The sequence below is a fragment of the Agromyces sp. NPDC058104 genome, assembly GCF_042884835.1.
Classification (GTDB): domain Bacteria; phylum Actinomycetota; class Actinomycetes; order Actinomycetales; family Microbacteriaceae; genus Agromyces.
The window spans coordinates 352,590-365,141 of record NZ_JBHVTD010000001.1; the positions used below are offsets into that span (position 1 = coordinate 352,590).

The window sequence follows — 12,552 nt, forward strand, 5'->3', positions numbered from 1 at the left end:
GATCAAGCCCTGTGCAAACCCGGCCCCGCGCCACCGCGCAGCAGCCGCCTCGGGCGTCGTCAGGCCTCGTGCACGAGCGCGAAGTGCTCGACGACCGGGAACGGCTCGTAGAAGCCGTGCAGCAGCGACCGCCACCGCTCGTACTCGGGCGAGCCGCGGAACCCGTGCTCGTGCGCCTCGACGCTCTCCCAGTGCACGAGCAGCAGGTACTCGTTCGTCGTCTCGATCGAGCGCGAGAGCGTCAGGTCGATGAAGCCCGGCATCGAGGAGATGATCTGCTTCGCCTCCGCGAACGCCGACTCGAACTCGGCCTCTCGGCCGGGGACGACGGGCAGGAGCGCATGTTCGAGGATCATCGGGCCACCGTAGCGCGCGACGGCCGGGACCCGCCGGCCGCCACGGCGGCCCGAGCCGCGGCGACCCGTGCCTGCTGCTCGGCCGCGGGGCGCCCCTCGAGCGGTGCCGCGAACGCGAGATGCTCGCGCAGCGCCGACTGGATCGCGGGCAGCGCGCGGGCCACGCGATCCTCGACCTCGCCGTGCACCTCGATCCACGGCACCCCGGTCCCGGCGAGCACCTCGCGGAACCGACCATGCATGTCGTGCCGCAGATGCTCGCCGTCGCGCATCCCGTCCTGCACGAACGGGATCTCGTCGCCCGTCAGCACGTACAGCGCAGGCCGGTGCGCGGCCGCACGGGCGACGAGCCGCGCCGCCTCGTGGCCGACGTACCGCTCGTGCCAGACGGTCGTCGCGAGCACGTCCGTGTCGCACACGAGCACCGGCACCGGCACACGCCGCAGCGCCGTCTGTTCGAGGGCGAGCTGGCGATCGACGACGAGGTCGAACTCGTCGCTGCGCCACGGGGCGGCCAGCCCGCCCTCGCGGGTCTCGGAGTACTCGCGCCCGTACTCGGGCACCCAGTCGGTGCCGAGCGCCTCGGCGAGCGCCGCCGAGAGCGTCGTCGTGCCGGTGGACTCGGCTCCGACGACGACGATGCGGGCTGCGAGGTGCGCACGGGCCGACGGGGCGAGCTCGTGCCAGTGTCCCCACGGGTCGGCACGCACCGCCGTGCCCGACACGGGGTTCAGCACCCGGCCGGGGTCGACCTGCACCCATTCGGCGCCGAGTCGGCCGGCGAGCTCCGCACCGTACGGGTCGCTCGTGAAGACGGCGTCGACGGGGCCGGCCGCGAGCGAGGCGATGAGCGCGGTGTGCGCCTCCCACGAGGCATCCGACTCGAAATCGACCGGGGTGTCGTCGACGGCCGAGACCACTCTCGCCGTCGGGTGCTCCTCGCGCACCCATGCGGCGCGCGCGGCGAGCGGGATCGTCTCGACGCTCGACCCCAGCACCTCCACGGTGACGCGGTCGCAGGCGCGCAGCGCGCTCGTGATGAGGTTCGAGTGCCCCGCGTGCAGCGGATAGAACTTGCCGATCACGAGGCCGTGCGCGTAGCGGACCTCGCGCTCAGACATGCGCGGGCTCCGGCTGCGCCGGCGCCGCGGCCGCGGCCTCCCGCTCGACGCGGCGCCACGCCCGCCAGCTCGCCGCGCAGATGCCGATGAAGAGGAGGTAGAGCACGGCGGTGATCCAGAGCCCCGCGGCGACGGCGAGTGCCGCGAAGGCGACGTCGACCGCGATCCACACCAACCAGTTCTCGATGCGCTTGCGGTTCAGCAGGTACTGCGCGACGAGGCTCGCCGACGTCGTCGCGGCGTCGGCGAGCGCGAACTGCGAGTCGGTGAAGGAGGAGAGCACCCACCAGATCGCGGCGGTGCCGGCGACGGCCGCCGCGGCGAGCCACGGCCAGTGCCGGGCCGGCGTTCGCGAGATGTAGCCGTGGTCGCGTTCGACCCCGCGCACCCAGTGCACCCAGCCGTGCACGCCGAAGGCGAGGAACACGAGCTGCAGCCCGGCAGCGGCGTAGAGGCCCGTCGACGCGAAGAGCCCGATGAACACGAGGTTGTTCGCGATGCCGATCGGGTACGACCAGACGTTGCGGAGGCCTGCGAGCACGACGCAGAGCGCACCCGTCGCGAACCCGAGCACCTCGGTCCAGTGGGCGGAGAGCCATTCGATCACCAGAAGAGCCTAGAGAACGCTCGGACGGCGCGCGCACCCCGTCGGCGAAGCATCCGCGATCCGTGCGCCGGCGCGCGTGCGTTGCCCTGCGTTACGAGCCTCACCGATCCGGGCCCGCCGCACGCGTACCGTTGCCCGCATGGCAGACCGCGAATACGGCTTCAAGACCCGCGCCATCCACGCGGGCAACATCCCCGACCAGGTGACGGGCGCCCGCGCGCTGCCGATCTACCAGACGAGCGCGTTCGTCTTCGACGACACCGCCGACGCGGCCGCCCGCTTCGCGCTGCAGAAGTACGGCAACATCTACTCGCGCCTCGCGAACCCGACGGTCGCGAGCTTCGAGGAGCGCGTCGCGAGCCTCGAGGGCGGGCTCGGCGCCGTCGCGACCGCGTCGGGCCTCTCGGCGCAGTACATCACCTTCGCCTCGCTCGCGGGCGCCGGCGACCACATCGTCGCCTCCGCGAACCTCTACGGCGGTTCGATCACCCAGTTGGATGTCACGCTCCGCCGCTTCGGCATCGAGACGACCTTCGTGGCGAGCTCGGACGCGGCCGACTACGCGGCCGCCATCACGGAGAACACGAAGGCCCTCTTCGTCGAGACCATCGCGAACCCGTCGGGCGAGATCGCCGACCTCGAGGCGCTCGCCGACGTCGCCCACGCGCACGGCATCCCCTTCATCGTCGACTCGACGATCGCGACCCCCTACCTCAACCGGCCGATCGAGTGGGGCGCCGACCTCGTCACGCACTCGGCGACGAAGTTCCTCGGCGGCCACGGCACGACCCTCGGCGGCGTCGTCGTCGAGTCGGGGCGCTTCCACTGGCACTCCGAGAAGTTCCCGCTGTTCGGGCAGCCGGTGCCGAGCTACGGCGGCCTCGAGTGGTCGGGCAACTTCGGCGAGTACGCGTTCCTCACGCGGCTGCGCGCCGAGCAGCTGCGCGACATCGGCCCGACGCTCGCACCGCACTCCGCATTCCTGCTCGCACAGGGCGTCGAGACGCTGCCGTACCGCATCCAGGCGCACGTCGACAACGCCCGCGCCGTCGCGAACTGGCTCGCCGAGGACCCGCGCATCGAGCGGGTGCTGTGGGCGGGCCTCCCCGACCACCCGCACCACGAGCGGGCGCAGAAGTACCTGCCGAAGGGGCCGGGCTCGGTGTTCAGCTTCGAGGTGAAGGGCGGGCGCGCCGTCGGCCAGGCGCTCATCGAGAACGTGAACCTCGCCTCGCACCTCGCGAACATCGGCGACGCGAAGACCCTCATCATCCACCCCGCATCGACGACGCACGCGCAGCTCACCGAGCAGCAGCTCGTCGACGCGGGCGTCGCGCCCGGCGTGGTGCGGCTCTCGGTCGGCATCGAGGACGCCGACGACATCATCTACGATCTCGACCAGGCGCTCGCCGCCGCGACCGGAGGCACGCGATGACCGACACGCAGACGACGGATACCCCGGCGGTGCCCGCGGACGACTCGCTCGAGACGGTCCGCTTCGCGAACGGACTCTCCTGCGAGCTCCCGGCCTCCTCGCCGCTCGCGAAGCTGCTGCACTCGCAGCGCACCTGGGTCGGCCCCGATGCGAAGGCGCGCCTGCGCATCCTGAACGCGGCGAAGTCGGTCGCGATCGTCGGCGCCTCGCCGAAGCCGCAGCGCTCGAGCTACTTCGTCGGCACCTACCTCCAGCAGTCGAGCGACTATCGGCTGTACTTCGTGAACCCGATGGAGACCGAGATCCTCGGGCAGCCGGCGTACGCGAGCCTGAAGGACCTGCCCGAGGTGCCCGACATCGTCGTGGTGTTCCGCCGCGGCAGCGACATCCCGAGCGTCATCGACGACGTCGTCGCGGTCGGCGCGAAGACGATCTGGGTGCAGCTCGGCATCTGGAACCAGGAGGCCGCGTACTCCGGCGAGGAGCAGGGGCTCACCGTCGTCATGGACCGCTGCATCAAGGTCGAGCACGCGCGCTTCCACGGGGGGCTCCACCTGCTCGGCTTCGACACCGGGCAGATCACGAGCCGCAAGACGCTGCGCTGAGCCCGGCGGCCCGCCGCCCGCAGGATGAGCGGGTCGGCACCCCGTCCAGAGGGGCGTGCCGACCCGCTCGTCCTGTCGGAGCACCACGTGCCCGGGAGGGCTACGCTGGGCCGATGGCCCGCGAGCTCGACTTCTCGACCGACCCCGACCGACTCGACCGCGAGCTCGTGCATCGCTGGCTCTCGGAGCACGCGTACTGGGCGCTCGGCCGGCCGCGATCGACGCAGGACGCCGCGATCGACGGGTCGATGAACTTCGGCGTCTACGACCGCGAGACGGGCGCCCAGCTCGCCTACGCCCGCGTCGTGACCGACCGGGTGACGTTCGGCTGGCTCTGCGACGTGATCGTGGACCCCGCCTCGCGCGGCGAGCGCCTCGGCGTCTCGCTCGTCGAGTACGTGCTCGCCGAACTCGACGCACTCCACCTCAAGCGCGTGGTGCTCATCACGGGCGATGCGCACGGCCTCTACGAGAAGTTCGACTTCGCCGCGCTCGAGCGCACCGACGACTGGCTGGCGCGAGTCGGCCCCGACCCGAACGTCTGAGGGCGGGCTCAGGCCGCGTCGACGCCGGCGTCGCGACCATAGGCGAGCATCTGGAACCCCGAGCCGTCGGGCCGCACGAATCGGTACTCGCGCTCGTGCAGGCGGGTGAAGCCGAGGCGGTCGTAGAGCCGCTGCGCGCCGAGCATGTCGGGGCCGGTGTTGAGCACCACCCGATCAATCCCCCGAAGTCGGGCGAGCGCCAGGACATGGCGCACGAGGGTCTCGCCGATGCCGCGGCGCCGGGCGGCGGGTGCGACGCCGAGGAAGCGGAAGTCGAGCTCGCCCGCGTGCGCGACCGGCGACATGGTGGCGCCCGCGCGGGGCGTCGTCGCGGTGCCGAGCAGCTCCCCCGTTGCCGCGTCGGCGGCGACCCACACCTGGTGCGCGCGAGCCCGCTCGGCGACCGCGACGATGTCGGCCCGGTAGCGGGGGTTGAGCTCGAAGTCCGCCGCATAGGCCGACTCGACGAGTTCGGCCACGGCATCGGCCTCGTCGGCGCGCATCAGCCGTACGACGACGTCCTCGCGCCGCTGCAGCGGATACCGGTAGGCGAGCGAGTCGACGTCGGCGCCGACGGCGGCATCGCGCTCGGCGTCGCGTTCGAAGCCCAGCCGTTCGTACAGCGCCTGGGCGCGGAGGTTGCGGGTGCCCGTGTCGAGCACGAGCGCCGCCGCACCCCAGCCGAGCGCCTCCTCCAGACTCGCCCTCGTGAGTGCGGCGCCGAGACCCGATCCCTGGGCACCGGGATCGACCGAGATGAGTCGGACCTCGGCCTCGCCGGGCCGCGCGACCCTCGAGTAACGGCTGCTCGCGCGGAGCACGCTCGCGGTGCCGACGACCCCGCCCTCGGCGTCGACGGCGACGAGCACGGCGCCGTCGGCCGCGCGCCCGGCCGTGTCCGCCTCGAATGCCGCTCGCTCCGCACCCTTGGGCAGGTGGCCGTAGGGGCCCGCGGCGAACGCACGGACGATGAGGGCCGCCTCCGCCTCGGACTCGCCCGTGCGAACCGGTCGGATCGTGGTGCCGTCGAGCGCTGGGCGTACGGAGTCGTTCGTCATCGTCAGCCAGCCTATTCGCGTGCGAGGCGCCGACGTCGCGGATGCTGCCGACGACGTGCGCGGGAACGGCTCACGACGCACGAATCTGCGATGCCCCGAGGCATCCGTGCGCGCGAAGCGGCGTAGCCTTGAGGGGTGACAGCGTTCGTCTCTGCCCTCGATCTGTTCTCGATCGGGATCGGCCCCTCGAGTTCGCACACCGTCGGCCCCATGCGGGCGGCTCGAATGTTCGTCGAGGCGCTCGACGAACAGGGCGCCCTCGGTGCGGTGACGCGCGTCTCGTGCTCGCTCTACGGATCGCTCGGCGCGACCGGGCTGGGCCACGGCACCCCCGACGCGGTCGTCGCGGGGCTCGCCGGCCTCGAACCCCACGACTGCGACCCCGACGACGTACGCGGCGCCTGGGCGCGGCTCGACGCGTCGGGCCCCGACGGCGCCGAGGCGCGGCTCTTCGGCCGTCACCCGATCAGGCTGCGGCAGAGCGACATCTCGCTCGAGCCCCGCACGCGCCTGCCCGGCCACCCGAACGCGATGACGCTGCAGGCCTTCGGCGACGGGCCGCTCCCGATCGCCGAGGAGACCTACTACTCGGTCGGCGGCGGCTTCATCCGCCGCGAGGGCGACGCCCCGAGCGAGGCCGAGGCGCTGCGCCACCCGCTCCCCTATTCGAACGCGGCCGAGCTCCTCGCCCTCTGCGAGGAGCACGGCGTCTCCTTCTGCGACATCGCCCGTCACAACGAGGTCGCGGTGCACGGCGAGGCCGGCATCGACGAGGGCCTCGATGCGATCTGGGCGGCGATGGCCGAGTGCGTCGCGCACGGCATGGGCACCGAGGGCACCCTGCCGGGCGGACTCAAGGTGAAGCGCCGCGCGCCCGAGGTGCGTCGCCGGCTCGAGGCCTACGACCGCGACGAGATCGAGGCCCTGCACCACCGCGACACCTCGACGGAGTGGCTGCACGCCTTCGCCCTCGCCGTGAACGAGGAGAACGCCTCGGGCGGTCGCGTCGTCACCGCGCCCACGAACGGCGCGGCCGGCATCATCCCGGCGGTCGGCCACTACTACCTGCGCTTCGTCCCCGGTGCGGATGCCGCGGGCATCCGCCGTTTCCTGCTCACGGCCTCGGCCATCGCGAGCCTCGTGAAGAAGAACGCCTCGATCTCGGGTGCCGAGGGCGGATGCCAGGCCGAGGTCGGCTCCGCCTGCGCGATGGCCGCGGGCGCGCTGTGCGCGGTGCTCGGGGGTACCCCCGGGCAGATCGAGAACGCCGCCGAGATCGCGATGGAGCACCACCTCGGGCTCACCTGCGACCCGGTCGCCGGGCTGGTGCAGGTGCCCTGCATCGAGCGCAACGCGATCGCCGCGTCGACGGCGGTCTCCGCCGCGCGCCTCGCGTTGCACGGCGACGGCACGCACCTCGTCTCGCTCGACACCGTGATCGAGACGATGCGCCAGACCGGCATCGACATGATGACGAAGTACAAGGAGACGAGCGAGGGCGGTCTCGCGGTGAACGTCATCGAGTGCTGACGGGCCCCGTGTCCCCCAGACGGGGACTCTCCCGGCGACGCGGCGCTTCTGTCAAAGTTCTCCCATGGAAAGCGACCCGACGCTCGACCCGTCCTTCTTCTACGGCGCCGGCCTCCTCGGCCTCGTCATCGGCCTCGTGATCTACCTCGCCGTCCTCGCGCTCATGCTGTGGATCGGGTACGTGATCATCAAGGCCGCCGTGCGCAACGGCCTGCGCGAGCACACGATGTGGCTGGAGAGTCGCAGGGGGCCCCTGCGCTGACCCGGTCCCACCGCCCCGCCGGCCCGTCGGCACGCCGCGGCGATGACGCGGCGCGGCGCCCCGTGACGGCTCGTGTCGACCGCCGTCGACCCCGCCGATGCCCGCGGCTACCGTGGCGGGCATGACCACGCCCGTCCCCCGCATCCCCCTCGAACTTCCCGACGACCTCGTCTCGACCGATTGGCTCGCCGAGCACCTGCACGACGAGCGACTCGTCGTGGTCGACGTCAGCGTGCTCGGCATCGACAGCCCTTCAGGGTTCCGCTGGGTGAGCGGGCTCGACGACCACCTCATCGAGGGGCACGTGCCCGGCGCGATCTTCGCCGACCTCATCGACGAGCTCTCCGAACCGGGCCCCTACACCTTCACACGCCCGGGCCTCGAGCGACTCGCCCGCGCGCTGCGGGCGCTCGGCATCGACGACGGCACCGCGGTCGTCGCCTACGACGCCTCGATCGGGCACTGGGCGGCCCGGTTCTGGTGGCTGCTGCGCTCGGCGGGCTTCGCGAACGTCGCGGTGCTCGACGGCGGGCTCGCGGCGTGGCGGGCGGAGGGGCGCGAGCTCGAGACGGGATTCCGCACGCCGCGGGCAGCGGGCGAGCCGACGCTCGCCCCGCAGGCGGGGTACTGGGCCGAGGGCGACGAGGTGCGTCGGATCGTGCGCGCCGAGGCCGCGGGCGTCCTGGTCTGCGCGCTGCCGCCTGCGGACTTCCGCGGCGAGAGCGGGCGTCGGGCCCGTCCGGGCCACATCCCCGGAAGCGTCAACGTGCCGGTCGGCTCCCTCGTGGCGCAGGAGACCCGTCGGTCGCTCACGGGCGATGCGCTCGCCGCGCGCCTGGCCCCGGCGACCGGCGGCGGTGCGGCCCCGATCATCGTCTACTGCGGCGCCGGCATCGCGGCCGCTGGCACGGCGTTCGCGCTGCGGCGGGCGGGACGCAGCGCTGCGATCTACGACGGCTCGCTCGAGGAGTGGCTCGCCGACCCCGAGGCGCCGCTCGTCACCCTCGCCTGAGCGCGAAGTCCCGGTCGTGCCGGGCGGGGGCGACGAGCGCGCCGGTCGGATGCCGGGCGTTCAGCAGGCGCAGCTGATGCCTCCGACGCGGACGGCGGGCGAGCCGCCGAGCCCGGTCGAGCCGACGTTCGTGAGCGGGTCGGCGGCGAGCTGCTCGAGCCCGTCGGCCGTCTCGTACGCGAAGCCCTCACGCACCCAGTACTCGAAGCCGCCGATCATCTCCTTCACGGGGTGCCCGAGCCGGGCGAACTCGAGCGCGGAACGCGTGGCCCCGTTGCATCCGGGGCCCCAGCAGTAGACGACCACCGCGGTGCCCGGCCCGACGAGCGCGGTGCCCTCCTCGGCGATCCGGCGGCGCGGCAGGTGCACGGCACCCGGCACGTGGCCCTGCGCCCACGCCTCGTCGCTGCGCGTGTCGATGAGCACGAAGCCCGAGCCGCCCTCGTCGAGCGCGGCGGCGACGTCGGAGACATCCGCCTCGACCGCCAGACGACCGGCGAAGTGCGCGATCGCCGCTTCGGGCGAGGCGACCGTGTCGAACAAGCGGGTGACGGGGGCGGTGAGTTCGGTCATGCGCCCAGACTGCCAGCCGGAGCGACGCAGAGCGCAGGGAATTCGCGCCATTCCGCCGCGAGATCCGGCCAGCGATCCGGCGCGGCCGGCCGGTACGGAGCGAGCCCGACCGGCACCGGCGGGCCGGACCGGACCGTCAGGCGGACTCGGCCGGGGCGAAGAACGCGGTCACCGCCGCACCCAGCGCGGCGAGGTCGTCGACGTGCGCGAGCTCGCGGGCCGAGTGCATCGAGAGCAGGGGCACCCCGACGTCGACCGTGCGGATGCCGAGCCGGGTCGCCGCGAGCGGCCCGATCGTCGAGCCGCACGGGATCGCGTTGTTCGACACGAAGGGCTGGGTCGGCACGCCGGCCTGTCGGCACACGCCCGACCACAGGGCCGAGCCGACGGCGTCGCTGGCGTAGCGCTGGTTGGCGTTGAGCTTCAGCAGGGGGCCGCCGCCGAGCACCGGACGGTTGGCGGGGTCGTGCCGCTCGGGGTAGTTCGGGTGCACGGCGTGGCCGGCGTCGGAGGAGAGGATCCACGACGCGGCGAACGCACGACGGCGCTCGTCGTCGCGGGCGCCGACGCCCGCGGCGATCCGCACCAGCACGTCCTCGAGCATGGGGCCGCTCGCCCCCGAGCGCGACTCCGAGCCCAGCTCCTCGTGGTCGAAGGCCGCGAGCACGCTGACGTGCGCGGCGTCGGCGGGGGCGGCGAGGAGCGCCACGAGCCCGGCGTAGACGGAGCTCAGGTTGTCCATGCGGCCGGAGGCGAACAGCTCGCCCGAACGGCCGAACCGCGCGGGCGCCTGCGTGTCGGCGACGAGCACGTCGTGCCCGACGATCGTCGCGCCGGGGACTCCGGCGAACCGGGCGAGCTCGGCGAGCAGGTCGGCCTCGTCGTCGCCGACCACGCCCCAGACCGGCTGGGTGTGGCGCTGCTTGTCGAGGGTGAGCCCCTTGTTCACCTCGCGGTCGAGGTGGATCGCGAGCTGCGGGATGCGCAGCATCGGCCCGGTGCGCACGAGGTGCAGCTCGCCGTCGTCGGTCGCGATGCGGCCGGCGAGCTCCAGCTCGCGGTCGAGCCACGAGTTGAGGAGCGGCCCGCCGTAGACCTCGACGCCCGCCTGCAGCACGCCGTCGCCTCCGGTGGACGGGTTCGGCTTGAGCTTGAACGACGGCGAGTCGGTGTGCGCGCCGAGGATGCGGAACGGCGTGACCGGGCCGGCCCCCTCGGGCTGCACCCACGCGATCACCGCGCCGTCGCGCACGACCACCCGACGGCCGGGCGTCGCCGGCCAGGCCGCCGTCTCGTCGAGGCGGTCGAAGCCCGCGGCCTCGAGCCGCCGCGCGACCTCGGCGGCCGCGTGGTACGACGAGGGCGAGGCCTGCACGAATGCGGCGAAGTCCTCGATGTAGGCGACGGTCGTGATCACGGGCGTGGCGTCAGGCATGCCTCCATCCAACACCGCCGACCCCCGCGACGACGAACCGGGGCTCGGGTCGGGCTGCGCACGACTCCGGTCGAGGCGCGTCGGGCTCAGGCGAAGCGCACGACCGCCTGCAGCCTCGAGCGGACCTCCATCACCTCGGTGCCCCCGAGGTGCGCCGAGCCCGGCAGCCCCTCGCGCACGGCGCTCGCGAGACGCGAACTGCGCACGAGCGCGACGATCGCCCCGCGGTTCGTGCCGCCGAACTCGATCGGCTCGGCGGCGTACTGGTCGGGCACGACGACGACGAGCGCCGTCGGCCTGACCTTGGCGGCCTTGCCGATGGCCTTCGCGCGCGCCGCGAGCGCCCGGATCGGTCGTTCGCCGCCGAGCGCCTCGCCGACGAGCTCGCCCCGCTTGAGCGCGACGGGCCCGCCCCAGTCCTCCGACTGGATCGCGAAGAGACCCGTCGGGCCGAGCACGAGGTGGTCGAGCTTCGGTGGCAGGCCGTGCCCAGCGGCGTCGGTCGCGAGGTCGTGCCAGATCGTGTAGGCGATGCCGAGCGTCGACAGCGAGCGCGCGGTCGACTCCTCGGCGAGCGCATCGGCGAGCACGTGCCGGATGTCTCGGGGGGCGCTGCGGACGAGCGCCGGGTCGTACGGGTCGGCCAGCGGCACGCCGCGCCCCACCCACTCGCGGATGAGCCCGAGGTACCGCTCGCGGGAGAGTCCGCCGGGGTGGCCGTGCGATCGGGCGAGCGGCCGCGAGTCCCGCCGCGGCCGGGGCGCGGCGGGTGCCCACGTCGCCCGCGTCGGTGCGGCGACCCCGCCGGAGCCGCGGTCGAACGCCGCCCGGGCCGAGGGCGTCCCGACGAGCGCCCATGCGCGCTGCACCGCGTGGAAGCGGGCCGGGTCGCCGCCGGTGTCGGGGTGGGCCACGCGCAGCGCGCGCCGGTAGGCCGCGCGGAGCTCCGTGGCATCCGCGTCGGCTGCGACGCCGAGCACCTCGTACGGTGAGTCGGAGAGCGGGGAGTCGGGCATGGGCTCGCTTTCGATCTGCGACCACGACAATACCCCGGCGCGCTGCGCCGCGGGTCTAGACTGCGGAGCAATCCGGCCCGCCGGGCCGCACAAGCGCCGGGAGGCCGCGATGCTCGTGGAGGTCAACTACTGGGCGGTGGTCGTCGCGACGCTCTCGACGATGCTCGTCGGCTCGGTCTGGTACACGCCGAAGGTCTTCGGCAACTACTGGATGCGCGTCGCAAAGGTCGACGACTCGGGCGACCGCGGAGCCGTCGGCCCCATCCTCACCACCCTCATCGTGAGCTTCATCTCGGCGTGGGTGCTCGCGATCGCGGCGCAGATCGCGTGGACGGCGCTCGGCGGCAGCTACCTCGGCATCACGATGATGACCGGCCTGATGCTCTGGGCCGGGTTCACCGCCGCGCGCTTCATCACGCACGACGCCTTCGAGGGCCGTCCCCCGGGCCTGACCATCCTGAACATCGCGCACGAGCTCGTGACCGTCGTCGTGATGGCGCTCATCATCGGCGTGTGGCCGCCCGCCGGCACGGTCTAGCCGGCGCCCGACGACGCAGGGCCGCCGTCGCGGCGGCCCTGCGGCCGGCGGCGCGGCGGCCCTGCGGCCGGGTCAGGCGACCGGCACCGTCGCGGCCGACGTCTTGGCGATGGTGGGGTACCCGCTCAGCGCGCCGGTCACCTTCACGGTGATCGTCTTGCCCTTGTGCGTCGTCGTCGGTGTGAACGTCGATCCCGTCGCCCCGGTGATCGCGGTGCCCGCGGCGTACCACTGGTAGGTGAACGTCGTTCCGGTCGTCCACGTGCCGGGCTTCGCGGTAAGCGTCGAGCCGACCTTGACGGTGCCCGAGATCGTCGGCGTCGCGGTCGTCGCGACCTTCGCCGTCGCCGCCGACGTCTTCGACACCGTGGCGTAACCCGACAGCGCGCCCTTGACCGCGACCGTGATCGCCTTGCCCGCCTGCGCGCTCGTGAGCTTGAAGGTCGACGCCGTCGCCCC

At 73.3% G+C, this 12,552-nt stretch carries 14 protein-coding genes and 1 pseudogene; 7 read left to right on the plus strand and 8 right to left on the minus strand.

Annotated elements, in window-relative coordinates; all coding sequences use genetic code 11:
* Window positions 1-59: 59 nt before the first annotated feature.
* Genes ACFVTH_RS01650 through pnuC form a run of 3 tightly spaced genes read right to left on the minus strand, consistent with a single transcriptional unit; the run spans window position 60 to window position 2,084 of the window.
* The gene (locus ACFVTH_RS01650) at window positions 60-356 is read right to left on the minus strand and encodes an antibiotic biosynthesis monooxygenase family protein (RefSeq protein ID WP_387086087.1); all 297 of its coding nucleotides are present in this window, start codon (window positions 354-356) and stop codon (window positions 60-62) included.
* Complete coding sequence (locus ACFVTH_RS01655) at window positions 353-1,477, minus strand: AAA family ATPase (RefSeq protein WP_387086090.1); 1,125 nt, start codon at window positions 1,475-1,477, stop codon at window positions 353-355. Before ACFVTH_RS01655 ends, ACFVTH_RS01650 begins: the two co-directional genes overlap by 4 nt.
* Entirely contained in the window at window positions 1,470-2,084 is a 615-nt protein-coding gene (gene pnuC / locus ACFVTH_RS01660; RefSeq protein ID WP_387086093.1) for a nicotinamide riboside transporter PnuC, read from the minus strand. Before pnuC ends, ACFVTH_RS01655 begins: the two co-directional genes overlap by 8 nt.
* Window positions 2,085-2,223: 139 nt before the next feature.
* Here pnuC and ACFVTH_RS01665 point away from each other — a divergent pair, with 139 nt between their 5' ends.
* The 3 genes from ACFVTH_RS01665 to ACFVTH_RS01675 all read left to right on the plus strand — a co-directional run bounded on the left by ACFVTH_RS01665 (window position 2,224) and on the right by ACFVTH_RS01675 (window position 4,669).
* Window positions 2,224-3,519 carry an O-acetylhomoserine aminocarboxypropyltransferase/cysteine synthase family protein gene (locus ACFVTH_RS01665; RefSeq protein ID WP_387086096.1) on the plus strand — a complete coding sequence of 432 codons (1,296 nt, stop codon included), beginning with the start codon at window positions 2,224-2,226 and terminating at the stop codon, window positions 3,517-3,519.
* Window positions 3,516-4,124, plus strand: a complete 609-nt coding sequence (locus tag ACFVTH_RS01670; protein ID WP_387086099.1) for a CoA-binding protein — start codon at window positions 3,516-3,518, stop codon at window positions 4,122-4,124. The genes ACFVTH_RS01665 and ACFVTH_RS01670 overlap by 4 nt, the downstream gene beginning before the upstream one ends.
* Before the next feature lie 113 nt (window positions 4,125-4,237).
* Window positions 4,238-4,669 carry a GNAT family N-acetyltransferase gene (locus tag ACFVTH_RS01675; RefSeq protein WP_387086102.1) on the plus strand — a complete coding sequence of 144 codons (432 nt, stop codon included), beginning with the start codon at window positions 4,238-4,240 and terminating at the stop codon, window positions 4,667-4,669.
* Between the two features lie 8 nt (window positions 4,670-4,677).
* Here the strand turns inward: ACFVTH_RS01675 and ACFVTH_RS01680 are convergent, their stop codons facing one another.
* Window positions 4,678-5,727: a GNAT family N-acetyltransferase gene (locus ACFVTH_RS01680; RefSeq protein WP_387086105.1), complete on the minus strand. Its 1,050-nt coding sequence runs from the start codon at window positions 5,725-5,727 to the stop codon at window positions 4,678-4,680.
* Between the two features lie 135 nt (window positions 5,728-5,862).
* On the opposite strand from ACFVTH_RS01680, the gene ACFVTH_RS01685 reads away from it, so the two are divergent.
* The 3 genes from ACFVTH_RS01685 (at window position 5,863) to ACFVTH_RS01695 (ending at window position 8,531) form a co-directional block, all read left to right on the plus strand.
* Complete coding sequence (locus ACFVTH_RS01685; RefSeq protein WP_387086108.1) at window positions 5,863-7,257, plus strand: L-serine ammonia-lyase; 1,395 nt, start codon at window positions 5,863-5,865, stop codon at window positions 7,255-7,257.
* A 64-nt stretch (window positions 7,258-7,321) separates the two neighbouring features.
* Entirely contained in the window at window positions 7,322-7,519 is a 198-nt protein-coding gene (locus ACFVTH_RS01690; protein WP_386940060.1) for a hypothetical protein, read from the plus strand.
* A 121-nt stretch (window positions 7,520-7,640) separates the two neighbouring features.
* Entirely contained in the window at window positions 7,641-8,531 is an 891-nt protein-coding gene (locus ACFVTH_RS01695; RefSeq protein ID WP_387086111.1) for a sulfurtransferase, read from the plus strand.
* 60 nt (window positions 8,532-8,591) lie between these two features.
* On the opposite strand, the gene ACFVTH_RS01700 is transcribed toward ACFVTH_RS01695, so the two are convergent.
* From ACFVTH_RS01700 to ACFVTH_RS01710, 3 genes are all read right to left on the minus strand, one after another.
* Window positions 8,592-9,104 (minus strand): rhodanese-like domain-containing protein, encoded by a 513-nt coding sequence (locus ACFVTH_RS01700; RefSeq protein WP_387086114.1) that lies wholly within the window; start codon window positions 9,102-9,104, stop codon window positions 8,592-8,594.
* Between the two features lie 136 nt (window positions 9,105-9,240).
* Window positions 9,241-10,539 carry a M18 family aminopeptidase gene (locus ACFVTH_RS01705; protein ID WP_387086117.1) on the minus strand — a complete coding sequence of 433 codons (1,299 nt, stop codon included), beginning with the start codon at window positions 10,537-10,539 and terminating at the stop codon, window positions 9,241-9,243.
* An 86-nt stretch (window positions 10,540-10,625) separates the two neighbouring features.
* Window positions 10,626-11,555, minus strand: coding sequence for a DnaJ domain-containing protein (locus ACFVTH_RS01710; protein WP_387086120.1), 930 nt, complete (start codon window positions 11,553-11,555; stop codon window positions 10,626-10,628).
* Window positions 11,556-11,664: 109 nt separating this feature from the next.
* Between ACFVTH_RS01710 and ACFVTH_RS01715 the strand changes: the two genes are divergently transcribed.
* Window positions 11,665-12,093, plus strand: coding sequence for a DUF1761 domain-containing protein (locus ACFVTH_RS01715; RefSeq protein WP_387086123.1), 429 nt, complete (start codon window positions 11,665-11,667; stop codon window positions 12,091-12,093).
* Window positions 12,094-12,165: 72 nt separating this feature from the next.
* On the opposite strand, the pseudogene ACFVTH_RS01720 reads toward ACFVTH_RS01715, so the two are convergent.
* A pseudogene (locus ACFVTH_RS01720) lies at window positions 12,166-12,552 on the minus strand (carboxypeptidase regulatory-like domain-containing protein); the annotation flags it as partial.